This window comes from Nocardia nova NBRC 15556 (genome assembly GCF_001613005.1).
Taxonomy (GTDB): Bacteria; Actinomycetota; Actinomycetes; order Mycobacteriales; family Mycobacteriaceae; genus Nocardia; species Nocardia nova.
Genome location: NZ_BDBN01000039.1, coordinates 1 through 23,908 on the forward strand (window position 1 = coordinate 1; position 23,908 = coordinate 23,908).

Genomic DNA, 23,908 nt, shown 5'->3' on the forward strand with positions numbered 1-23,908 from the left:
CGCCAGCGCCGCGAGGCCGGCCGCGCCCGCCAAGGCGCGCCGCGACGGGACCGTCGCGAAATCGGCACCGTCGTGGGCGATCCGGACGATCCGAGGTGCGCACATGGTGCCCGGAAGCTTAGTGCCCCGCGACGTGTGACCGCTACGACTTGCGGGCCAGGGCGCATGCGATCAGTTGTTCCCACAGCGTGGGTTCGCGCTCGGCGGGGCCGATGCGCGAGACCGAGGCGTCGGTTTCGGCGGGCCGCCACCGGGCGCAGATCTCCAGCCCCGGCTCGAGCACCTCGAGATCGCCGAACAGATCGAGGATCTCCTCGTCCGAACGCCAGCGGCCGCGCCCGAAGGTCGCCTGGAGCTTCTCCTCCGCGGCCTGCGTCTCCTCGTTGAAGCCGGAGCGGAAATGCGAGATATAGATCTGCGAGCCCACCGGGATCCGGTCGGTCCACCACTTCACCAAGTCGGCCGGGTTCTCGTCGTTGTTGAGGTGGTGCAGGATCGCGCTGAAGATCACCGCCACCGGCTCGTCGAAATCGATCAGCCGCCGCAGGTCCGGATGGGAGTAGATGGCCTCCGGATCGCGCAGATCCGCGTGGATGACCGTGGTGTTGTCGTCGGCGGACAGCAGGGCGCGACCATGGGCCAGCACGATCGGATCGTTGTCCACGTACACCACGCGCGCGGTGTCGAGGTGACGCTGGGCGACCTGATGCACATTGTCGACGGTCGGCAACCCGCTGCCCATATCGATGAACTGGCGCACACCGGATTCGGCGATATCGGCGACCGCGCGAATCATGGCCTGCCGATTGGCATAGGCGATGGCGACCGAACCAGGTAGATCGTTGATGAAGTAGTCACCGACCTTGCGGTCGACGGCGTAATTGTCGCGCCCGCCCAGCAGATAGTCGTACACGCGGGCGATGCTCGGCTTCGATTGATCCACCTGTGCGGCGCTGTCGGTCATGACACCAGTTTCTGTGCGCGGAGGTCGTCGTCGGACTCGATCCTAGAGCCACCGTTGACGTTTCGGTGCGGCCTCGACGAGAACCGTTGTCCCCGACGAAGTCTCCGGCATCATCCGCTGACGAACCCGACCGCGCGGTTCGCCAGGTCGAGCAGCGGTTGCGGCACGATACCCAGCGCCAGGGTGGCGGCGCCGGTGACGATGACGACCATCGTGGTCACCGGCGCGGTGACCACGGCGGGCGGCGCCTCCGGGGGATCGGTGAAGAACATCTGCACGATGACGCGAATGTAGAAGAACACGGCGATCGCACTCGAGATCACACCGACGATCACCAGATACGCCGCATGTCCGGAGGCGGCCGCCGAGAACACCGCGAATTTCCCGACGAAGCCACTGGTCAGCGGAATGCCCGCGAACGACAGCAGAAACAACGCGAAAACCGTTGCCAGCCACGGCGAACGGCGACCGAGCCCGGCCCATGCCGACAATGCGGTGGCCTCGTCTCCCACGCGGTCGCGCACCAGCGTGACCACCGCGAACGCGCCGACCGTGCTCACGCCGTAGACGGCCAGATAGAACAGCACCGACGAGACCCCGTCGGAATTGGCCGCCACCAGCGCGGTGAGGATGAAGCCGGCGTGCGCGATGGAGGAGTAGGCGAGCATGCGCTTCACATCGGTCTGAGTGACGGCGAGAATCGCGCCCAGCACCATCGTGGCCACCGCCACGGCGCCCAGGATCGGACGCCAGTCCGCACTCAGTCCCGGCACCGCGACCTGCAGGATGCGCAGTAGAGCTCCCACCGCCGCGATCTTGGTCGCCGCGGCCATGAACGCGGTCACCGCGGTCGGCGCCCCCTGATACACATCGGGCACCCACGACTGGAACGGCACGGCGCCGATCTTGAACAGCAACCCCACCGCCAGCATCGCCACACCCAGCACCGCAAGGGTTTTCGAGCCGGAATCGCGCGCCACGGCGTCGGCGATCCCGGAGAAGCGAATCGTGCCGGCGTAGCCGTACAGCAGCGCCATCCCGTACAGGAAGAACGCCGAGGCGAACGCGCCCAGCAGGAAGTACTTCAGCGCCGCCTCCTGCGACAGCAGCCGCCGCCGCCGCGCCAGCCCGCACAGCAGATACAGCGGCAGCGACAGCACCTCGAGCGCGACGAACATCGACAGCAGATCGTTGGACGCGGGAAACAGCAGCATGCCACCGACCGCGAACAGGGTCAGCGGAAACACCTCGGTGGTGGTGATGCCCGCCCGCGCCGCCGCGATCTCGTCCGAACTGCCCGGCACCGCCGCGGCCTGCGGAGTGAAGGCGTCGACGACGACCGCACCGGAAGCCGCCGCGGCCGCCCGGCTCCAGGTCCCGGGGCCCTCCCGGCTTTCGCGCGCCAGCCGCGGTTCGATACCGCGTTCGGCCATCAGCGCGACCGCGAGAATCGCCACCACCAGGATGGTGCCCTGCAGCATCAGCGTCACGTTGTCGACGGCGACCGCGCCGACGGCCACCGTGGCATGAGTCCCGGCGAGCGCGATCACGGCCACCAATGCCGCCACCAAACCGCCCAGCGCGAGCACCAGATGGACCGGATAGCGCCACGACCGGGGCAGGAACGCCTCGGCGATCACCCCGGCGACGGCCACACCGAAGACGACGAGCATCGGTGCCAAAGCGTGATATTCGATCGAAGGAGCCGGAACCGTCGCGGCCAGAAGCTGATTCACCGGTGGTTACCTCCGCTCGGAGTGGTCGCGGCCGGTACGGTCGCGGCATCCGGCGCGACCGTAGGCGCCGGATCGTGTTTGCCGATGGTGGTGAGCGTGCCGGCCACCGCCGGATTGATCCGGTCGAGAACCGGTTTCGGATACGCGCCGAGGACCAGCAACGCCGCCAGCAGCGGCACCACGACCAGCAGTTCGCGCGGCAGCAGATCCTGCAATCGCTCATTGCCCTTGCGGACCGGTCCGGTCATCATGCGCTGGTACATCCACAGCACGTACAGCGCCGCCAGCACCAGTGCGCCGCTGGCGAACACGGCCGCCACCGGATAGCGGGTGAACGTGCCGGCCAGGACGAGGAATTCGCTCACGAACGGCGCGAGGCCGGGCAGTGAGAGCGTCGCCAGGCCCGCGATCAGGAAGGTGCCCGCCAGTACCGGCGCCACCTTCTGTACCCCGCCGAATTCCGCGATCACCCGAGTTCCGCGGCGCGACACCAGGAATCCCGCGATGAGGAACAGCGCCGCGGTCGAGATGCCGTGGTTGACCATGTACAGCGTCGCACCCGACCCGCCTTGATTGGTCATCGCGAAGATGCCGAGGATGATGAAGCCGAAATGCGAGATCGAGGTGTAGGCGATCAGGCGCATCACATCGGTCTGCCCGATGGCCAGCAGCGCGCCGTAGAGGATGCCGATCACCGCCAGCACGCTGATCATCGGCGCGTAGGTGGTCGAGGCGGCCGGGAACAGCAGCAGGCAGTAGCGCAGCATGCCGAAGGTGCCGACCTTGTCGACCACCGCCATCATCAGTACCGCGCTCGCCGGTGTGGCCGACACCGCCGCGCCGGGCAGCCAGGTGTGCAGCGGCCACAGCGGCGCCTTCACCGCGAAGGCGAACATGAAGCCGAGGAACAGCGCGTTGAGCACGGCCGGACCGGCGCCGAGCTGCCCGGAATTCGCCGCCGCCGTGACCGCCCGGAAATCGAAGGTGCCACCCGCACCGCCGAGATGTGCCCGTGCGGTGAGTACGTAGAGCCCGATCACGGCGGCCAGCATGATCAGGCCGCCGAACAGGTTGTACAGCAGGAATTTCACCGCCGCGCGCGAACGCTGCTGCCGCAGTGCCAGTTCCGCGGCCGCCGATTCACCGCCGCTGGTGCGGGGCCCGAATCCGCCGATGAGGAAATACATCGGGATCAGCATGACCTCGAAGAACACGTAGAACAGCAGGATGTCGAGCGAGACGAACGAGATCAGCACCATCGACTCGACGATCAGGGTGAGCGCGACGTAGATGTGCGCGACCCGCCGCCCGCCGCCCGCTTCGCGGTCGTCCTTCCATCCGGCGAGGATCAGCAGCGGCACCAGTGCGGCGGTCAACAGCAGCAGCACCAGCGCGATGCCGTCGACGCCGAGGGTGTAGCCGGCGCCGAAAGCCGGTATCCAGCGGTGTGATTCGACGAGTTGGTATTGCGGGCCGCCGGGATCGAACCGCACCGCGACCACGATCGCGACGGCCAAGGTGGCCAGCGACAACACGAGTCCGGTCACCCGGGCCACCGTGCGCCGGCCGGCCGGAACGGCCAGCACGACGACGGCGCCGGCCAGAGGCAGCACCCACAGTGTGGTCAGCCAGGGATACTCCGTCACAGCAACCTCACCGCCAGCAGGGCCGCGACCACCAGGGCCGCGCCGGTGAACATGGACAGGGCGTACGAGCGCACGAAACCCGTTTGCACGCGCCGGATTCGCGCCGACAGGCCGCCGATCACCGCGGCCGTGGTGTTGACGATGCCGTCGATACCGCGGTTGTCGAGGAAGACCAGCGAGCGGGTCAGGTGGGTGCCCGGACGCATGAACGCGGCTTCGTTGAACGCGTCGCCGTACAGATCGCGGCGAGCCGCGACGGTCAATGGTGTGACCTCCTGCGGGGCGGTGCGCGGCACCGGCCGTCGCGCGTACTGGCGGTAGGCGACCGCGACACCGATCGCGACCACGACCAGCGCGGCCACGGTGACCGCCCACGCCGGCACGACACTTTCGGCGTGTTCGGTGCCGACCACCGGTGCCAGCCAGTTCTGCAGCGACGATCCGAAGACGAACACTCCGCCGGAGAACACCGAGCCGATCGCCAGCACGATCATCGGGCCGGTCATCACCGCGGGGGCTTCGTGCGGATGCGGCTGCGGCTCGGAATCGTCCGCAGTCCAACGCTTTTCGCCGAAGAACGTCAACAACATCACGCGCGTCATATAGAAGGCGGTGATCCCGGCGCCGAGCAGCGCGGCGGCGCCGAGGGTGATGCCGTTCGCGCCGCCGTAGCCGAACGCGGCCTCGATGATCCGATCCTTGGAGAAGAACCCCGCGAACGGCGGCACCCCGATGATCGCCAGATAGCCGAGCCCGAAGGTGACGAACGTGATGGGCAGGTACTTTCGCAGCCCGCCGTAACGGCGCATATCCGTCTCGTCGTTCATCGCGTGCATGACCGATCCGGCGCCGAGGAACAATCCGGCCTTGAAGAAGCCGTGGGTGAGCAGATGCATGATCGCCACGGCATATCCGGCGGGGCCCAGTCCGGCGGCCAGCACCATATAGCCGATCTGACTCATCGTGGACGCCGCCAGCGCCTTCTTGATGTCGTCCTTCGCACAGCCGATCACGGCGCCGAACAGCAGCGTCACCGCGCCCACCACCAGCACGCCCGCGCGCGCCGCCGGGGCCGCGTCGAAGATCGCGTTCGACCGCGCGATCAGATACACACCCGCGGTCACCATGGTGGCGGCGTGGATGAGGGCCGACACCGGAGTCGGGCCTTCCATCGCGTCGCCGAGCCAGGACTGCAGCGGCACCTGCGCGGATTTACCGCACGCGCCGAGCAGCAACAGCAGGCCCAGAGCGGTCAGGGTGCCTTCGCTCGCCTGCGGGACACCGGCGAACACGTGCCCGAAATCCACCGAACCGAAGGTGGCGAACATCAGGAACAGCGCGATCGCCAGCCCCATGTCGCCGACACGGTTGACCACGAAGGCCTTCTTCGCCGCCGCGGCCGCGGACGGCTTCTCGTGCCAGAACCCGATCAGTAGATACGAGGCCAGGCCCACGCCCTCCCAGCCGAGATAGAGCACCAGATAGTTGTCGGCCATGACGAGGATCAGCATCGCGGCCAGGAACAGATTGAGGTAGGCGAAGAACCGCCGCCGCGCCGGATCGTGGCTCATATAGCCGACCGAGTAGATGTGGATCAGCGAGCCGACGCCGGTGATCAGCAGGACGAAACACATCGTCAGCTGATCGAGTTGCAGCGAGAACTCCGCCTGCAGTCCGGCCACCGGTATCCAGCTGAAGAAGTTGTGTGACACCGCTCGATCGGCGCCGGCGCGGCCGAGCATCTCGGCGAACGCCCACACCGCCACGCCGAACGAGGCGACCGCGGTCGCGCAGCCCAGCCAATGCCCCCAGCGGTCGCTCAGGTGTCCTGCCAGCAGCAGGATCAGCGCGCCGGCGGCGGGGAGGGCCGGCAGCAGCCAGAGCAGATTCCCGGTACCCACGTCAGTACTTCAACAGGTTGGCGTCGTCGACCGAGGTCGAGCGGCGGGTGCGGAAGATGGTCATGATGATCGCCAGGCCCACGACGACTTCGGCCGCGGCGACGACCATCGTGAAGAACGCGAACACCTGCCCATCGAGGTTGTGGTGCTGCCGGGCGAAGGTGACGAAGGCGAGATTGACCGCGTTGAGCATCAATTCGATGCACATGAACACCACGATCGCGTTGCGCCGCACCAGCACCCCGGCCGCGCCGATGGTGAACAGCAGGGCGGACAGATACAGGTAGTTGTCCGGATTCACCGCGGAGCCTTCCTCTCGTTGTCGCCGGTCGCATGGGCGCCGTTGCTGTCGCTGCGTCCGTTCTCGCCACCGCCGTTCGATTCACTGCCGTTCGATCCGGTGCCGTTGCCGCCGTTGCCTTCTCCCATACCGATCACCGCGTCCTCGGTGTGGGCGCGGCGGCGGCGATGGCGCAGGATGGTGCTCACCGACAGTTCGGCGAACGAGCCGTCGGGCAGCCGGGCCGGCACGTCGACGGCGTTGTGGCGGGCATAGACACCGGGGGTGGGCAGGGGCGTGATGCGGTGGCCTTCGCGCAGGCGCCGCTGCGATTGTTCGCGCTGCCCGGTGCGCGGACCGAACCGTTCCCGATGCGCGAGGATCATCGCGCCGATGGTGGCGGTGATCAGCAGCGCGCCGGTGAGTTCGAAGGCCCACACGTAACGCACGAAGATCAACTCGGCCAGCGCGCCGATCGGGTCGGCGCCGAATCCGGGACCGGTGGCCGCGACCGAATCGTCGCGCACGCCCCGGGCGATCGCCCCGATCAGCAGCAGCCCGAATCCGACACCCACCACGACGACGGCGATGCGGTGCCCGCGCAACGTCTCCCGCAGCGATTCGGCCGAATCGACGCCGACGAGCATCAGGACGAACAGGAACAACATCATGACCGCGCCCGTGTACACCACGATCTGCACGACGCCCAGGAACAAAGCGTCCTGGGCGATGTAGAACACCGACAGGGTGATCATGGTGGCCGCCAGGCACAGCGCGGAGTGCACGGCCTTGCGGGCACACACCATGCCGAGACCACCCGCCACCGCGACCACGGCCAGGACCCAGAACAGCACCGCCTCCCCGGGCGAGGTACGGGTGGCAGCTTCGGCGGCAAGCACATTCGCGGCCGGGGTCATTGCGCACCTCCTTGGGCACCGGTGGCGGCCGGTTCGAGACCGGTGTCCGCGGCGGTGGTGCCGGTGGGACGGAGCCCGGTATCGCGGTCGGTGCCGGGGGCGGCGGGGACGGCGCCCAGGTAGTAGTCCTCCTCGGTGGCGCCCGGATAGGCGGCGTGCGGCGGGGCGATCATCCCGTCGCCCAGCGGGGCGAGCAGCCGGTCCTTCTCGTAGATCAGATCGGCGCGATTGTCGTCGGCCATCTCGTATTCGTTGGTCATCGTCAATGCCCGCGTGGGGCACGCCTCGATGCACAGTCCGCAGCCGATGCAGCGCAGATAGTTGATCTGGTAGACGCGGCCGTAGCGCTCGCCGGGGGAGTAGCGCTCGCTGTCGGTGTTGTCGGCGCCCTCGACGTAGATCGCGTCCGCCGGGCAGGCCCACGCGCACAGTTCGCAGCCGATGCACTTCTCCAGGCCGTCGGGATGGCGGTTGAGCTGGTGGCGGCCGTGGTAGCGCGGCGCGGTCGGCACCTTCTCCTCGGGGTAGAACTCGGTGTTCTTCTTCTTGAACATCGTGACGAAGGTGACCCAGAATCCGCCGATGGGTTCCAGCAGACCGGCTTTGGTGGCAGACGGCGCGGTCTCGGGCATCGGCGGCACCGGGAAGTCCGAGAACTGTTGCGTCCCAGTGGTTTCCGGTGCGATATTGTCACCGGCACGCCCGGCGCGCAGCATTGTCGCCAGCAGGCCCACCGAGATGATCACGCCGGCGATCACGAGGCCCGTGGTCTGCACGTCGTGGCCGTTGTCCTGCACCACCTTCAGCGTCGCCACGATCATCACCCACAGCAGCGACACCGGAATGAGCAACTTCCAGCCGAGATTCATGAACTGGTCGTAGCGCAACCGCGGCAGCGTCCCGCGCAACCAGATGAAGACGAACAGGAACGTCCAGACCTTCAGCGTGAACCACAGCAGCGGCCACCAGCCCGAATTCGCGCCGTCCCACAGGTTCAGCGGGAAGGGTGCGTGCCAGCCGCCGAAGAACAGTGTGGTGGCCAGCGCCGAGACGGTGCCCATGTTGATGTATTCGGCCATCATGAACATCGCGAATTTCAGCGACGAGTATTCGGTGTGGAAACCGCCGACGAGTTCACCCTCGGCTTCGGGGAGATCGAAGGGGGCGCGGTTGGTTTCGCCGACCATCGCCACCGCGTAGATGACGAACGACGGCAGCAGCAGCCAAATGTTCCAGGTGCCCCACTGCCGATCCACGATGCCGGAGGTGGACATGGTCCCGGCCAGCAGGAACACCGCCGCGAAACAGGCCGCCATCGCGATCTCGTAGGAAATCACCTGCGCGGTCGACCGCAGACCACCGAGCAGCGGATACGTCGATCCCGACGACCATCCCGCCAGCACGATGCCGTAGACCCCGATCGAGGTCATCGCGAGGATATAGAGCACCCCCACCGGCATATCGGTCAACTGCAGCGGTGTGCGGGTGCCGAAGATCGACACCTCCGGTCCGAGCGGTATCACCGCGAACGCCATCACCGCCGGAATCAACGCGACGATCGGCGCCAGAATGTAGATGGGCTTGTCGACCATCGCCGGGACGATGTCCTCTTTGAGGAGCATCTTCACCCCGTCGGCGATGGATTGCAGCGAACCGCGCGGCCCGACCCGATTGGGTCCGACCCGCATCTGCATCCAGGCCACCACCTTGCGCTCGATCACCACCGCGAGCAGCGGGATGAGCAGCAGGAAGATGAAGATACCGATGGATTTGACCACGACCAGCCACCACGGGTCGTGGCCGAACGCGGACAGATCGGCCGGGGCCGAGACCAGCACAGCCGGTGACATCTCACTCATGGGGGTCCTCCCGTTGGATGCGCACGCGGTGACCGAGGGCGGTGGTGAGCCGGTCGTTGACCGTCGACTCCGCCGAATTCCACGGCAGCCAGGCGACGCGATCGGGCATCTCGGTGATCTCGAGCGGCAGCACGATGCGACCGTGCCCGGTGCTGATCCGCACCGAATCGCCGGTGGCCGAGCCGATTTCGGCGGCGGTGGCCGGCGACAGCCGCAGCACCGCGGGCCGTGCCGTGCCGGCGAGATTCGGTTCACCGTCCTGCATGCGGCCGTTGTCGAGCAGCATGCGCCAGCCGGCGAGGATGGCGGTGCCGGTTTCGGTATCCGGTAGTGCGGCCGACGGATGCGCCGGGGGCTGCGGCCGCGGCCCGTCCCAGACACCCAGGGCGTCCAATTCCGCGCGGGCGGCCTCCACCGTCGGCAAGCCCAGTCGCACACCCATCTCGTCGGCCAGCGAATGCAGCACGCGATGATCGGCCAGCGGAGCAGCCTGCCGCCGCACCGTCGCATCACCGAGAGCGGCGCCGAACGGCCGCGGCCGGCCCTCCCAAGTCAGGTATGTTCCCGCCTTCTCCATGGCCGAGGCGACGGGGAACACCACATCGGCCCGCTCGGTGACCTCGCTGTGCCGCAATTCCAGGCTGACCACGAAGGCGGCGGCCTCGAGGGCGGCCCGGGCGGCGCGGGGATCGGGCAGATCGGCGATCTCCACACCGCCGATCAGCAGCGCGCCGGGGTGACGGCCGGCGTCGAGGATCGCGGAGGTATCGCGTCCGGGTGCGGCCGGCAGTTCGTCGACCTGCCAGAGTCGCTGAACCTGCCGGCGCGCACGCGCATTGGCGATGGGGCGGCCGCCCGGCAGCAGACCGGGCAGCGCGCCCGCTTCGAGCGCGCCGCGTTCTCCGGCGCGGCGCGGCACCCATGCGACCGTGGCGCCGGTGGTCTCGGCCAGCGCCGCCACCGCCGACAGCGCGCCGGGCAGCGTCGCCAGTCGTTCGCCGGCCAGGATCACCGCGCCGCGGCGGCGCAGCGCGCGGGCGAGTTCGTCGAGTCCCGGCGGATCGGGCGGGCATTCGTATCCGGCGCCCGCCACCGCCAGGGCCTGCAACAGCCGCGCCTCGTCCCCGGGCACGGTTGGGATCAACCGGCCCGATAGCCGTCGCAGCCCCCGGCTCGCGTAGGCGGCCAGCGAATAGATCGCGGTCGCCGAGGTGCGGGCGGCCTTGCGCAGCCGCAGATGCAGGATCGGGCATTCCTCTTCGGGTTCGAGTCCGGCGAGCAGGACGACCGGCGCCGAATCCAGCGCCCCGTAGTCCACCCGCACCCCTTGTCCGGCGATCGCCGCGGCCAGGAATTCGGCTTCCTCGGCGGAATGGGCGCGAGCACGGAAATCGATGTCGTTGGTGCCCAGTGCGATACGCGCGAATTTGGCGTACGCGTAGGCGTCCTCGACGGTGGCCCGGCCGCCCACCAGCACTCCGGCGTTCCCGCGGGCGGCGGCCAGTCCCGCACCCGCTCGCGCGAGCGCCTCCGACCACGAGGCCGGAACGAGGACGCCGCTGTCGTCGCGGATCAGGGGAGTGGTGATCCGGTCGGGTTCGGTCGCGTAGGTGAAGGCCCACCGGCCCTTGTCGCAATTCCATTCCTCGTTGACCTGCGGATCATCACCGGCCAAGCGGCGCAACACTTTTCCGCGGCGGTGGTCGGTGCGCTGGGCGCAACCGGCGGCGCAGTGCTCACACACCGCCGGACTCGAGACCAGGTCGAAGGGGCGGGCGCGGAAGCGGTAGGTGGTGCCGGTGAGGGCGCCGACCGGGCAGATCTGGACGGTGTTGCCGGAGAAGTAGGAGTCCATCGGCTCGCCGTCGGCGATCCCGACCTGCTGCAGTGCGCCACGGTCCATCAACTCGATGAACGGATCACCGGCGATCTGCTGTGAGAACCGGGTGCAGCGGGCGCACAGCACGCACCGCTCCCGATCCAGCAGCACCGCGGGTGAGAGCGGAATCGGTTTGGGGTAGGTGCGTTTCACCCCTTCGAAGCGTGATTCGGGCCGGCCGCTGGACATCGCCTGGTTCTGCAGCGGGCATTCCCCGCCCTTGTCGCAGACCGGGCAATCCAGCGGATGGTTGATCAGCAGCAGCTCCATCACCCCGGCCTGCGCCTTCTGCGCGGCCGGCGAACTGATCTGGGTGTGGGCGATCATCCCGTCGGTGACGGCCATCGTGCAGGAGGCGACGGGCTTGCGCTGCCCCTCCACCTCGACCAGGCACTGCCGGCACGCCCCGACCGGATCGAGCAGCGGATGATCGCAGAAGCGGGGGATCTGGATTCCGACGAGTTCGGCCGCCCGGATGAGCAACGTTCCGACGGGCACCGCGATCGTCGTGCCGTCGATGGTGACGGTGACCATGTCCTGAGGGATGACGCCACTGCTGTCGTGGCTCACTGTCGCGGTCATCGCACTCCTTCGGCAGGCGTCGCTGCGGTGGCGGTCGCGGCCGTGGCGGCGGCCCAGGCGGTCGAGCGAGCGGGATCGAACGGGCACCGGCCCAGCCGGATGTGCTCGGCGTATTCGTCGCGGAAGTATCTGAGCGAGGACACGATCGGGCTGGCCGCACCATCCCCGAGCGCACAGAACGATTTGCCGTTGATGTTGTCGGCGATATCGAGCAGGGTGTCCAGATCGGCGTCGGTACCGCCGCCGGACTCCAGCCGTTGCAGCAGCTGCACCAGCCAGTAGGTGCCCTCCCGGCAGGGGGTGCATTTTCCGCAGGATTCGTGGGCGTAGAACTCGGTCCAGCGCAGGACCGCGCGTACCACGCAGGTGGTGTCGTCGAAGATCTGTAATGCCTTGGTGCCCAACATGGATCCGGCCGCACCCACGTTCTCGTAGTCCAGCGGCACATCGAGGTGTTCGGCGGTGAACAAGGGCGTGGAGGAGCCGCCGGGAGTCCAGAACTTCAGGGTGTGCCCGGCGCGCACGCCGCCGGCGTAACCGAGAAGTTCGCGCAGCGTCACACCCAGCGGCGCCTCGTACTGTCCCGGCCGGGTGACGTGTCCGGACAGTGAGTACAGGGTGAAGCCCGGCGATTTCTCCGACCCCATCGAACGGAACCATTCGACGCCGTTGTGCAGGATGGCCGGCACACTCGCGATCGACTCCACATTGTTGACCACGGTCGGGCACGCGTACAGGCCGGCGACGGCGGGGAAGGGCGGGCGCAGGCGAGGCTGGCCGCGGCGGCCCTCGAGCGAATCCAGCAGGGCGGTTTCCTCACCGCAGATGTAGGCGCCGGCACCGGCGTGCACGATCAGGTCGAGATCGAAGCCCGAACCGAGAATGTCGCGGCCCAGATAGCCTGCGGCATAAGCCTCTTCGACAGCGGCTTGGAGCCGGCGCAGCACCGGCACGACCTCGCCGCGCAGATAGATGAACGCATGGGCGGCGCGGATCGCGTAGGCGGCGATGATGGCGCCCTCGACCAGCACATGCGGGGTCGCCATCATCAACGGGATGTCCTTGCAGGTGCCGGGCTCGGATTCGTCGGCGTTGACCACCAGGTAGTGCGGCTTACCGGCCGCCGGCGAGCCCTCGGGATCCTGCGGGATGAAACCCCATTTCATGCCGGTGGGAAATCCGGCGCCGCCGCGGCCGCGCAGCCCGGCGTCCTTCACCGTGGCGATGACCTCGTCGGGATGCATGCCCAGCGCCCGGGACAGGGCGCGATAGCCGTCGTGTGCCCGGTAGGTGTCGAGGGTCCACGATTGCGGCTGATCCCAGTAGCGGGTGAGTACGGGCGCGAGCGTCATCACCGTTCCCCCTGTTCGCTATCCGAATCACCCTGCGGTGCAGCAGGTGTCGACTGCTCGGCCGCCACGCGCAGACCGGCGAGCGTGGCTTCTCCGGGGGTGCCCTCGTTGGCGTCGGGCCGCCGATCCGGGAATCCGGCGAGGATGCGGGCCGTTTCGCGGAAGCTGCACAACGGTGCGGCGCTGCGCGTGCCGGTGACCTCGCGTCCGGCTCGCAGCGCGTCGGCGAGCGCGCGGGCCGACTCCGGGGTCTGGTTGTCGAAGAATTCCCAGTTCACCATGACGACCGGGGCGTAATCGCAGGCGGCGTTGCACTCCAGATGTTCCAGCGTGATGGACCCGTCCGCGGTCGTTTCCCCGGGGGTGATCTCCAGATGTCGGGTGAGCGCGGCCAGGATCTCGTCGCCGCCCATGACCGCGCACAGCGTATTGGTGCAGACTCCGACGTGATAGTCCCCGGTCGGGGTGCGGCGATACATCGAGTAGAAGGTGGCGACCGCGGTCACTTCGGCGTCGGTGAGCCCGAGTTGTTCGGCGCAGAACGCGATCCCGGTGCCGCTGACATACCCTTCGACGCTCTGCACCAGATGCAACAGCGGCAGCAGCGCCGAGCGCGAGTGCGGATAGCGATCGATGATCTCCCGTGCCTCCGCCCGCAGATTCTCCTGTACCTGCGGCGGGTAGGGGACGGGCCGCTGCGACAACTGCAGCAGGATCGGATCGCGACCGGTCGCGGTCGCGGGAATCGGTTCGGCTGTCATCGGTCGACACCACCCATCACCGGGTCGATGCTGGCCACCGAGGCGATCACGTCGGCGACCATGCCGCCTTCGCACATCGCCGCCACGGCCTGCAGATTCGTGAACGAGGGATCGCGGAAATGCACGCGGTAGGGCCGGGTTCCGCCGTCGGAGACCATGTGGACGCCGAGTTCGCCGCGCGGGGATTCCACTGATGTGTACACCTGGCCGGGCGGCACCCGCATACCCTCGGTGACGAGCTTGAAGTGGTGGATCAGCGCCTCCATCGACGTGCCCATGATGGTGCCGATATGTTCGGCGGAATTGCCGAGGCCGTCGGGCCCCAGCTTCAGATCGGCCGGCCACGCGATCTTCTTGTCCGACACCATGACCGGGCCCGGGCGGAGTTTGTCGAGGCACTGTTCGACGATCTTCAGCGACTCCTTCATCTCCTTGATGCGGATCAGGTAGCGGCCGTAGCAGTCGCATCCGGTGTCGGTCATGACGTCGAACTCGTAGTCCTCGTAGCCGCAGTACGGCTGCGACTTGCGCAGATCGTGCGGCAGTCCGGTCGAGCGCAGGACCGGGCCCGTCACTCCCAGAGCCATACACGAGGCCAGGTCGAGATATCCGATGCCGCGCGTGCGCGCCTTGAAGATCGGGTTCTCGTTGAGCAGCAACTCCATATCGCGCAACCGTTTCGGCATGAGCGCCAGCAGATCCCGGATCTTGCCCACCGCGTCGGGCGGCAGATCCTGTGCCAGTCCGCCCGGACGGATGTAGGCGTGGTTCATCCGCAGTCCGGTGACCGTTTCGAAGATGTCGAGGATCAGCTCGCGCTCGCGGAAGCCGAACAGCATCGGCGTCAGCGCGCCGAGTTCCATACCTCCGGTGGCCAGCGCGACCAGATGCGAGGAGATGCGGTTGAGTTCCATCAGCATGACGCGGACGATGTTCACCCGCTCGGGAATATCGTCGGTGATGCCGAGCAGCCGCTCCACGGCCAGGCAGTAGGCCGTCTCGTTGAACAGCGGGGACAGGTAGTCCATCCGGGTCACGAACGTGACGCCCTGCACCCAGTTGCGGAACTCGAGATTCTTCTCGATGCCGGTGTGCAGGTAGCCGATTCCGCAGCGCGCCTCGGTGACCGTTTCGCCCTCGATCTCGAGGATCAGCCGCAGCACGCCGTGCGTGGACGGATGCTGTGGCCCCATATTGACGACGATGCGCTCTTCCGCGGCGCCGTCGAGGGCCTCGCGCACATCGTCCCAGTCCTGTCCGACGACCGTGACCGCCGGGCTCTCGGCGACCGGATCCGTTGCGGCGCCGGTGATTTCGGTGTGGTTCATCAGCTGTAGGTCCTCCGCTGGTCCGGCGGCGGAATACGCGCGCCTTTGTACTCGACCGGGATCCCGCCGAGCGGGTAGTCCTTGCGCTGCGGATGTCCACGCCAGTCATCGGGCATCATGATCCGCGTCAGCGACGGGTGCCCGTCGAAGACGATGCCGAAGAAGTCGTAGGTTTCGCGCTCGTGCCAGTCGGTGGTCGGATACACCGCGAACAGCGAGGGCATATGCGGATCCGAATCCGGTACCGACACCTCGACCCGCACCCGGCGGTTGTGCGTGATCGACAGCAGGTGATAGGCGGCGTGCAGTTCGCGGCCCGTGTCGTCCGGATAGTGCACGCCGTTCACGCCGAGGCACAGTTCGAAGCGCAACGCCGGGTCGTCGCGCAGCGCGCGCGCCACCTCCACCACCCGTTCCCGCCGCACGTGCAGGGTCAGTTCCCCGGCGAAGACCACGATCTTCTCGATCGCGGCGCGAAATACCTCGTCTCCCACCGACTGTGCCAGGGCGGCGACCACCTCGTCGAAATAGGAACCGTAGGGCGCGGGGGTGCTGCCGGGCAGCGCGACGGTCCGCACCAGCCGTCCGTACCCGGAGGTGTCACCGGTGCCCCGGACGCCGAACATGCCGCGACGCACGCCGATGACCTCGTCGTCGGGACGGTCGGGGGAGGGGCCGCGCGATTCGGGTTCGATCGCCGGTTCGCCGGCCGGGCCGGAACCGCCCGCGCCGGGGGAGGATTCGGTGTCCGCGGGGCTGTCGTGCGGATCGCCGGCGCTGCGCGGTGCGTCCAGGCTCATCGCAGCAATCCCTCCATCCGGATCGTGGGGGTGGAGGCGAGCGCGGCGGCCTCGGCCGCGCGCACGGCCTCGGCGCGGTCGACACCCAGCGGCATCTGCTGGATCTTCTCGTGCAGTGTCAAGATGGCGTGCAGCAGCATCTCCGGACGCGGTGGGCAACCGGGTAGGTAGATGTCCACGGGCACAACATGATCGACACCCTGCACGATGGCGTAGTTGTTGAACATGCCGCCGGAGGAGGCGCAGACCCCCATCGCCAGCACCCATTTGGGTTCGGTCATCTGGTCGTAGACCTGGCGCAGCACCGGCGCCATCTTCTGGCTGACCCGGCCGGCGACGATCATCAGGTCCGCCTGCCGGGGGGAGGCGCGGAAGACCTCCATCCCGAAGCGGGCGCTGTCGAAGCGACCGGCTCCCGTGGCCATCATCTCGATCGCGCAGCAGGCCAGCCCGAACGTCGCGGGCCACAGCGAGCCCTTACGCAGGTATCCGGCGAACTGTTCGACCGTGCTCAGCAGGAAGCCGCTGGGCAATTTCTCCTCGAGCCCCATCTCGGATCAACTCTCACTTCCGTGTGCGAATCCTCGGTCCCGGCGGACGCCGGGACGACGGGTTGGGTATGCGGTGCCGACGGGCCGAGCGGCCCGCCCGCGTTCAGTCCCAGCTCAGGCCGCCGCGCCTCCACTCGTAGGCGTAGGCAACCGAGACGTTGAGAATGAACAGCGCCATGGCCGCCAACCCGAAGACGCCGAGGGCATCGAAGTGCACCGCCCACGGATAGAGGAATACGATCTCGATGTCGAAGATGATGAACAGCATCGCGGTGAGGTAGTACTTCACCGGAAAGCGTTGTCCCGCAGCATTTCCCGGCCCGCCGGCGATGGCGTGCGGGGTGGGTTCGATACCGCATTCGTAGGCTTCGAGTTTGGCGCGGTTGTAGCGTTTGGGGCCGATCACGGCCGCCAGCAACACCGATCCCAGCGCGAACGCGGCAGCGATCGCACCGAGCACAAGAGTCGGCACCTGGGTATTCACAACGGCACAACCCCTCTCCCTCGCCGGCAACTGCCGAGGCGGGGCTGACATCGTCGTCTGCCGGGCCAGTCTCACCCCGAAGCGCAGCTCGAGCGCGAGCGCGGGACGACAGGGCAGGCAGGGCGCCATTCATATCAACAGCCACGCTCGTGTGAGCTACAGCACAGCCTACAACTGCTCTTTCTGAATACTCACGGTTCCGCCCCGGTGTTTGATCGAATTCGGAACTGTCACTTATGACCGAACCAGCGCAATGGCCTCCCCGCAGCCGGGCGCGCCGCGACCCTCGGCGCGCACGAAAACGGTCGGCCGACGAGATTGTCGGCCGACCGGGAAAGCGCTGATCAGGCGGCGGGGCGAGCGTTCAGAGCCGTGGTGACCGCCGAGGTGAGCTGGAACGGGTCCAGCGGATGCGCGACCGCCGCCTCGGCCCGGGACCACGCGGCGAGCCAGGCATCGTCGGCTCTGCCGGTCAGCACCACGATGGGCGGGCAGTCGGCGATTTCGTCCTTGAGCTGTTTGGCCAGCCCCATTCCGCCGGTGGGTGTGGCCTCACCGTCGAGAATCGCCAGGTCGATCGCGCCGGCGTCGAGCTGTTCGATCACCACCGGCGCGGTGGCGGTCTCGCGGTAGTCGAACGGCGGCAGGTCGGGATGCGGATGCTTGCCCAGCGCCAGCATCACCTGGCGACGGGTGTCGGCATCGCTGCTGTAGACGAGAACCCGCAGCGCGGGACGGTTCGCATCGGCCACGCTTGGGATGCTACGTCCATCGGATCGGCCGCGGTGGCAGCTTGGGCGGCAACGGTCCCCGCGCCGGGCGTGGCGCTCGCAGCCCGCTTCACCGCCAGGTTGATCGTGCCGATCGGAATCGTTGCTGGTCACCGCGAAGAAAACGCGCGATCCTTATAACCGGCGGCAGTTCGGTGGCAGAACTGTCCCGGCAGGGCGTAACAACGACAGGCTCGACAGGGCGGTGGACGATGCGAATTTCGGAGGTTTTGCGCAACAAGGGGGCCGATGTGGTGACGATCGCGCCGGAGGCGACGGTCGACAGATTGCTGGCGGTGCTGGCCGAACACAATGTCGGCGCGGTGGTGGTGTGTGGTGCCGGCGGCGCGTTGGACGGGATCGTCTCGGAGCGGGATGTGGTCCGCTGCCTGCACAGACAGGGTGCGCAGCTGTTGACCCGGCCGGTATCCGACATCATGACCGCGATCGTGCACACCTGCTCGCCCGAGGATCGGGTGGAGAGTTTGCGCGCGACGATGACCGAACATCGGATCCGGCATCTGCCGGTCGTCGATCACGGGCGAATGGTCGGGATCGTCAGTATCGGAGACGTGGTCAAGAGCGCGATCTCGGAGTTGCAGGACGAGCGCGAGCACCTCGAGCAATATCTGCAGGGTTGAGTGTCCGGTCCGGATCCGGCCGCACGTGCGGCCGCGGCAGCACCGTGCCCGGGCCCACCGGGACGCGGGCACGGTCGGTGGCGGTGACAATCAGGCCAGGCCCCACGCCTGCGGCAGGCTGACGATGTTCGCCGCGATCGACGTGAGGGTGTCGAGCCTCGCCACCGCATCGTGACGGCGGCCGCCGAATCCGTCATTGCCGCACGGTGATTGGATATTCACCGGTTCGTAACCACGAAAGGTTATCTGCGCGCGCCGTTTCGGAGCAGAATTCCCTCGGGCGGTTCGTTCGGAACCACGAGGTCGCCGATGCCGGCATCGGGTGTATCGGGTGGGGTTCGAGACGTGCGCTGTCCCTCGGAGCTCACCGCCCGGCGTCTGCGTTGTGGAGCGTTCCGAACGGCCGCCGACCACGTCGCATATCCGGGCGGTGATCCGGCCGATTCGATCGGTGACCGATCGCGTATTAGGGTGCGTTGCACGCGCGTCCGTTCGCTGGTCGGCGGCGCCGAACACGCCGTTCGATCCGAAGGACATTCATGCGCCGCATCGCATTCGCCGCGTCCCTGCTCGCTGTCGCCTGTACCGTCGGGGCCTGCGGCGGCTCCTCCGGCGACCAGGCGAGCGGCGCCACCGCGACATCCGCTGCGGCGCAATCGAGTTCCGTCGCGGCGGCGGCCGGCCAGGACTGCGGCGCGCAACCGTGGCCTCGTCCGTTACCCGACTTCCGCGGGAAGCCACTGGGACAGACCGTGGTCGGTGCGGCGCTGTGCTTCGACGTCACCGGTATCACCACCGCGGACGGCCGCGACGTGATGCATGATCCGGGCGCTGCGACGACCCCCTGGACGGTCACCGCACAGCAGCCGGAGGCGGGGACGCCGGTCGCCGCGGACACCCCGGTCACGCTGACGGTCGACGTCCCGCACTGATCGCTACTTGCCGGCGGCGCGGGCCAGGTGCTCGGGATACCGGGCTCCGGCGAAGGCATCGGCCGGGGCGGCGGCCTCGATCCGCGCCAGATCCTCGGCGCTGAGCTCGATCTCGGTGGCCGCCACATTCTGCTCGAGATAGGTGCGGCGCTTGGTGCCCGGAATCGGGACCACGTCGTCACCGCGGGACTGGACCCAGGCCAGCGCCAATTGTCCTGCGGTCACGCCCTTTTCCTCCGCCATCGCACGCAGTTCGGCGACGACGGCCAGGTTGCGGTCGATGTTGTCGTCGGCGAAGCGGGGCAGCGCGCGGCGCAGGTCGTCGGCGGGCAGATCGGCGGTGGAGGTGATCGAGCCGGTGAGGAAGCCGCGCCCGAGCGGGGAGAACGGCACGATTCCGATGCCGAGTTCACGGCAGGTGGGCAGAACCTCCGCTTCGATACCGCGCGTCCACAGCGACCATTCGCTCTGCAGTGCGGTCACCGGATGTACGGCGTGCGCGCGGCGGATGGTCTGCGCGGAAGCCTCGGAGATGCCGAGGTAGCGGACCTTACCCGCGGTGACCAGCTCCGACAGCGCGCCCCAGGTCTCCTCGACCGGCACATTCGGGTCGACGCGGTGCTGGTAGTACAGGTCGATGTGGTCCACGCCGAGGCGCTTCAGCGATTCGTCGCAGGACTGCGCGACGTAGGCGGCGTCGCCCCGGGCGCCCATGCTCCCGCCCTCGCCCCACACGATGCCGAATTTGGTCGCGAGGACCACCTGGTCGCGCCGACCGGCGATGGCCCGGCCCACCAACTCCTCGTTGGCGCCGGCGCCGTAGACGTTCGCGGTGTCGAGCAGGGTCACCCCGAGGTCGAGGGCGCGATGGATGGTGGCGATCGACTCCTCGTCGTTGTCGCGCACACCGTAGGCCTGGCTCATGCCCATGCAGCCGAGTCCCTGTGCGCCGACGGTCAATTCGCCGAGTTTCCTGGTCGCGATCATGCGAGCGGTCCTCCTGAGGTGCCATCGGATTGGATGGTGAGTCCCTGCGAACTCACGAGGCCGACGCTACGACTTGGAGTGCGCTCCAAGTCAAGCCGTTACCGGGAGCCGTCGTCGTCGAGCCGTGCGACGAGCACGGCCAGTGCGTCGCCGAGCGTGCGGCGCTGCTGCGGATCGATATCGTCGAGGGCGGCGGCGAAGCGCTGGATCCGGGCCGATGTGAGTCCGTTGACCAGTGATTTCGCCTGTTCGGTGACGGTCAGCAACTGAGCTCTGCCGTCGGCCGGGTCGGCGGTGCGTTCGAGGTATCCGTACTTCTCCAGACCCGACACGATGCGCGACATCGTGGGGGCGGTGACGTGTTCGGCGGCGGCCAGATCGCCCAGTCGCATCGGACCGCTGCGGACCAGCGTGCCCAGTGCCGCCGCCGAACCGGGGCTCAGCGAACCCAGGTCGCCGGAGCGCCGCAGGAGCCGGGTGATCCTGCCGAGCGCGAAATACAGATCCGCCGCCTCGGCAAGTTCCTCCGCGCTGCGTGCGCGCTCCTGCTGGATCATGGGCGTTGTCGCTCCTACGCGTGTGCTGGGACCGTCGGCAGCCGCACCGTCGGCGATATCCGATTCAGTAAGTATGCCCTCCCGCTCGATCCCGACGCGTTCGGCCTGCTCATCGACGGCGCCGCGTGTTTCTTCGGCCGACCCGGCCGCGTTCCGCGTGGCGGTTGCGCACTGTTCCCGCGCGACACGCTGCCGGCCGGATCGACGGCGGACGTTCCGGGCCCGGCGTCCCAGGCCTGGAGAGTCGAAAATGCCTCGGGCACAGGGTATCTTGGACTTGAATAATGGGTTAACGGACTCAGGACGGCGATGAACACAGCGGCAAACGAACTCCGCGCGCAACACAGCGCTTCGACCACTCGAAACCCCGAGTGGGACGCCCGCGCTCGAGCTGAGCTCGCGATGTAACGTCGATCGCCGTTTCACCGCCTGGAGACGCGGTCGCCGTCGCTTGCGATGACGACGCGACTCGGGTGATCACGCCTTTCCGTCTGCGTTGCACTGGTTGTCGGCATCGCAGTCTGCAACAGCACTGATATCGAAGCCGGAACGCTGGGCTCCGTAGCCGAATTCTGTCTGCGGCGGCTCGGGTTCCGGCCGCGCGTCACCTGTGTGAACCCCCTCGACAATGCGAGCGGCGGGTAGTCCGAGCATGTAAAAAACGCCCCGAGTCGAAGGGCGGCTTTCGGCACGGCTACAACGCTGCTCTCTTACCGGAAGTTGGCACGACCGATGAGAATCGATCGCATTACCGCAGCTTCACAGCCGATGGCGAGTCCGTCGAAGCCCGGCATTTCGCCGATACGCCGCCGGCTCTTTCTTTTCCTGTTTCTCTCGGTGCTGGCCGTCCTCGCACCGCCTGGCATGATCGGAATGGCGCGGGCGCAACCCGGTACCGATACCGGAGACGACAGTTCGTCCGTGGATGCCGTCAGTTGGATGCAGATACACGATTCCACCGGGGCCCCGCTGGCGAACTATCAATTCGCCACGAAAGACCCCGGAATACTGCATCCCGGCACCACGGTGTTGTGGTCGGCTCTCGGGTTCGAACTGATCCTGTACGTCGTCATCATGACGACCGCCATATGGCTCATCGGCATGGCCCTCAGCTTCAAATGGCTGGATATGCTGGCAAACCCGCTGCGCGGGCTGGCCTCCGCACTCACCGAACAGCTTGCGACTCCGATGATGCTCGTCACCGCGGCAACCATCGGCGCACTCGTCGTGGCCTGGTTCGTCGTGCGCGGATTCCATTCCAAAGCCACGTCACAAGCGGTCACGATGATTCTCATCGGCATAGCCGGACCGTTCTTCCTGGCGAACCCGCTGGCCGATGTCCTCTCCTCCGACGGACTGATGGCCCAGGGCCGCGACCTCGGCATTGCCGTGGTAGCGGGCCTGCAAGGCCGATCCATGCCCGCGGCCGGTGAATTCGTGAAGAACATCCAGAGCGGCCTGGCGGACAACTTGGTACGCAAGCCGGTGCAGGTATGGAATTTCGGACATGTCATCGACGGCAATTCCGCGTGCCGGAACGCGTGGACCGCCGGAATCACGGCCGGCAGCAAGAATCTGCTGCACTCGGGCCTGGAGAACTGTCATGACATGGATGCGATCCACCGCATCGACCATCCGACGATGTCGCAGGTCGGTACCGGCCTGGTGCTGATCCTCTGCGGCTTGATAACAATCCTGTTCGGCGTCTACATGGCACTCAAAATCATGCGCACGGCGTTCGACGCCATCTACTACGCGTTCATGACGATATTCGGGTTCGCCGCCGGCGGATTCATATACGGACCCACCCAGACGCATCTGGTGCGAAGTCTCGTGCATTCCTTCGTGTCCGGATTCAAAATGGTGGCCTTCATTATATTTCTCGGGATATATCTCGTCCTTCTCGGCGGCCTGTTCGACCAGGCGCAGGGCCAGGTGTTCGCGGTTCTGATAATCGTCGTGTGTGTCGAGATCATCGCGATCACGCAGCTGCGCCGCCTCGATTTCAACCTGGACAGAGGAAACGACTGGATCGCCAACCGATTCGCACTCGCGACCCAGGGTGGCTTCGCCACGGGGGCCGGGGGAAAGACCGCCCTCGGCATGCCCGGTGGCGGATCCGGCGGGCATTCTCCGACGAAGCTTTTGACCACCGTGGCGGCCCTGAACACCTTGAACTCGTCACCGATCGCCGCCTGGGCCGCCGGGCGCACCATGGGACCGCTGAATCCGTTCGCGCTACGGCGCAAGCGCGCGGATCTGGCGAATATGGACAGCGCGCCCCTGAACCGCGAGGGTGCGCAATGGCTCCAGCTGAACCGGCTGAACTGGCGCGAGAAGGCGCTCGCGCGCGCCGGCGGCGACGGTTTGGAGTCGACCCTCGGCGTGGCCAACGCGCTGGACGGGTTGACCGACAGCCGGGTGCCGGATCTGTACCTCGCTCCCACCCTTTTGGCGACCGGAGCCACCGATCAGGGAGTCATCGACGCGCTGCGGGCATTGGCCGTGCAGAAGGCGAGCCTCCGGGACGCGTCGCCGTACGGGTTCGCCCCGCTGCAAAAGGCGCTCGCCGCGTCGATGGCCGTCGACAACCACGTCGGCGATCGCGCGCACGAGGCTTTCTCCGCGCAGGCGGTGGTGGCCGCGGCCAACTTCAGGCGCCACGCCAACGCTCCCGAGGACGGCGCCGCGATCGATCACAATTTCGTGCGGCTGGTCGAGCGATCCTGGGACTCCGAGACGGCGATACGCCGGATCACTCCGGACCAGTGGAACAATGCCGGTCGCGACACCCGCTACTACATCGGCAACCGATTGGCCGAGAACCACCTGGCGATCGCGGAGAGATATCACCGGTCGGTGGTGACCAACGACCCCGCGTTGGAGCAGCACAGGCGCCAGTTGCGGGAATCCGCACGCCGGATCACCAATCTGCACCATCTCAAGCCCGAGATGGGCGCCGATCCCTGGCAGCCGTGACG

At 67.5% G+C, this 23,908-nt stretch carries 21 protein-coding genes; 3 read left to right on the forward strand and 18 right to left on the reverse strand.

Annotation, left to right across the window (positions count from 1 at the left end):
• Positions 1-142 precede the first annotated feature (142 nt).
• From NN2_RS16795 to NN2_RS16865, 15 genes are all read right to left on the reverse strand, one after another.
• Entirely contained in the window at positions 143-964 is an 822-nt protein-coding gene (locus NN2_RS16795; RefSeq protein WP_063014732.1) for an SAM-dependent methyltransferase, read from the reverse strand.
• Positions 965-1,074: 110 nt separating this feature from the next.
• On the reverse strand, positions 1,075-2,700 hold the full coding sequence (nuoN, locus tag NN2_RS16800; protein ID WP_063014734.1) for an NADH-quinone oxidoreductase subunit NuoN: 1,626 nt from the start codon (positions 2,698-2,700) through the stop codon (positions 1,075-1,077).
• Complete coding sequence (locus NN2_RS16805; protein WP_063014736.1) at positions 2,697-4,346, reverse strand: NADH-quinone oxidoreductase subunit M; 1,650 nt, start codon at positions 4,344-4,346, stop codon at positions 2,697-2,699. Before NN2_RS16805 ends, nuoN begins: the two co-directional genes overlap by 4 nt.
• Entirely contained in the window at positions 4,343-6,247 is a 1,905-nt protein-coding gene (gene nuoL / locus NN2_RS16810) for an NADH-quinone oxidoreductase subunit L (protein WP_063014738.1), read from the reverse strand. The genes NN2_RS16805 and nuoL overlap by 4 nt, the downstream gene beginning before the upstream one ends.
• Before the next feature lies 1 nt (position 6,248).
• Positions 6,249-6,548: an NADH-quinone oxidoreductase subunit NuoK gene (nuoK, locus tag NN2_RS16815; RefSeq protein WP_025350204.1), complete on the reverse strand. Its 300-nt coding sequence runs from the start codon at positions 6,546-6,548 to the stop codon at positions 6,249-6,251.
• Positions 6,545-7,444, reverse strand: coding sequence for an NADH-quinone oxidoreductase subunit J (locus NN2_RS16820; protein ID WP_082857034.1), 900 nt, complete (start codon positions 7,442-7,444; stop codon positions 6,545-6,547). Before NN2_RS16820 ends, nuoK begins: the two co-directional genes overlap by 4 nt.
• A complete protein-coding gene (gene nuoH, locus NN2_RS16825) occupies positions 7,441-9,294 on the reverse strand; it encodes an NADH-quinone oxidoreductase subunit NuoH (RefSeq protein WP_063014839.1) in 1,854 nt (617 codons plus the stop codon). Before nuoH ends, NN2_RS16820 begins: the two co-directional genes overlap by 4 nt.
• Before the next feature lies 1 nt (position 9,295).
• On the reverse strand, positions 9,296-11,764 hold the full coding sequence (locus NN2_RS16830) for an NADH-quinone oxidoreductase subunit G (RefSeq protein ID WP_063014841.1): 2,469 nt from the start codon (positions 11,762-11,764) through the stop codon (positions 9,296-9,298).
• Positions 11,761-13,116 (reverse strand): NADH-quinone oxidoreductase subunit NuoF, encoded by a 1,356-nt coding sequence (gene nuoF / locus NN2_RS16835; RefSeq protein WP_063014741.1) that lies wholly within the window; start codon positions 13,114-13,116, stop codon positions 11,761-11,763. The genes NN2_RS16830 and nuoF overlap by 4 nt, the downstream gene beginning before the upstream one ends.
• The gene (gene nuoE / locus NN2_RS16840; RefSeq protein ID WP_063014743.1) at positions 13,116-13,877 is read right to left on the reverse strand and encodes an NADH-quinone oxidoreductase subunit NuoE; all 762 of its coding nucleotides are present in this window, start codon (positions 13,875-13,877) and stop codon (positions 13,116-13,118) included. Before nuoE ends, nuoF begins: the two co-directional genes overlap by 1 nt.
• The gene (nuoD, locus tag NN2_RS16845; protein WP_030514410.1) at positions 13,874-15,205 is read right to left on the reverse strand and encodes an NADH dehydrogenase (quinone) subunit D; all 1,332 of its coding nucleotides are present in this window, start codon (positions 15,203-15,205) and stop codon (positions 13,874-13,876) included. Before nuoD ends, nuoE begins: the two co-directional genes overlap by 4 nt.
• Complete coding sequence (locus NN2_RS16850) at positions 15,205-15,831, reverse strand: NADH-quinone oxidoreductase subunit C (RefSeq protein ID WP_063014843.1); 627 nt, start codon at positions 15,829-15,831, stop codon at positions 15,205-15,207. The genes nuoD and NN2_RS16850 overlap by 1 nt, the downstream gene beginning before the upstream one ends.
• 170 nt (positions 15,832-16,001) lie before the next feature.
• Positions 16,002-16,556 carry a NuoB/complex I 20 kDa subunit family protein gene (locus NN2_RS16855; protein WP_063014745.1) on the reverse strand — a complete coding sequence of 185 codons (555 nt, stop codon included), beginning with the start codon at positions 16,554-16,556 and terminating at the stop codon, positions 16,002-16,004.
• 103 nt (positions 16,557-16,659) lie between these two features.
• Entirely contained in the window at positions 16,660-17,040 is a 381-nt protein-coding gene (locus NN2_RS16860; protein WP_030514407.1) for an NADH-quinone oxidoreductase subunit A, read from the reverse strand.
• A gap of 344 nt (positions 17,041-17,384) precedes the next feature.
• A complete protein-coding gene (locus tag NN2_RS16865) occupies positions 17,385-17,792 on the reverse strand; it encodes an Rv3143 family two-component system response regulator (RefSeq protein ID WP_174554979.1) in 408 nt (135 codons plus the stop codon).
• A gap of 230 nt (positions 17,793-18,022) precedes the next feature.
• Between NN2_RS16865 and NN2_RS16870 the strand changes: the two genes are divergently transcribed.
• Positions 18,023-18,451 carry a CBS domain-containing protein gene (locus NN2_RS16870; RefSeq protein WP_063014747.1) on the forward strand — a complete coding sequence of 143 codons (429 nt, stop codon included), beginning with the start codon at positions 18,023-18,025 and terminating at the stop codon, positions 18,449-18,451.
• A gap of 90 nt (positions 18,452-18,541) precedes the next feature.
• Here NN2_RS16870 and NN2_RS38965 read toward each other — a convergent pair whose 3' ends face one another.
• Positions 18,542-18,673 (reverse strand): hypothetical protein, encoded by a 132-nt coding sequence (locus NN2_RS38965; RefSeq protein ID WP_255401990.1) that lies wholly within the window; start codon positions 18,671-18,673, stop codon positions 18,542-18,544.
• A gap of 317 nt (positions 18,674-18,990) precedes the next feature.
• Between NN2_RS38965 and NN2_RS16875 the strand changes: the two genes are divergently transcribed.
• Positions 18,991-19,383, forward strand: coding sequence for a PASTA domain-containing protein (locus NN2_RS16875; RefSeq protein WP_030514403.1), 393 nt, complete (start codon positions 18,991-18,993; stop codon positions 19,381-19,383).
• Between the two features lie 3 nt (positions 19,384-19,386).
• Here the strand turns inward: NN2_RS16875 and NN2_RS16880 are convergent, their stop codons facing one another.
• The gene (locus NN2_RS16880; RefSeq protein ID WP_063014749.1) at positions 19,387-20,370 is read right to left on the reverse strand and encodes an aldo/keto reductase; all 984 of its coding nucleotides are present in this window, start codon (positions 20,368-20,370) and stop codon (positions 19,387-19,389) included.
• A 98-nt stretch (positions 20,371-20,468) separates the two neighbouring features.
• Positions 20,469-20,927, reverse strand: coding sequence for a MarR family winged helix-turn-helix transcriptional regulator (locus NN2_RS16885; RefSeq protein WP_030514401.1), 459 nt, complete (start codon positions 20,925-20,927; stop codon positions 20,469-20,471).
• 921 nt (positions 20,928-21,848) lie between these two features.
• Between NN2_RS16885 and NN2_RS16890 the strand changes: the two genes are divergently transcribed.
• Positions 21,849-23,906: a TcpD family membrane protein gene (locus NN2_RS16890; protein ID WP_146098557.1), complete on the forward strand. Its 2,058-nt coding sequence runs from the start codon at positions 21,849-21,851 to the stop codon at positions 23,904-23,906.
• The last annotated feature ends 2 nt before the right edge of the window (positions 23,907-23,908 follow it).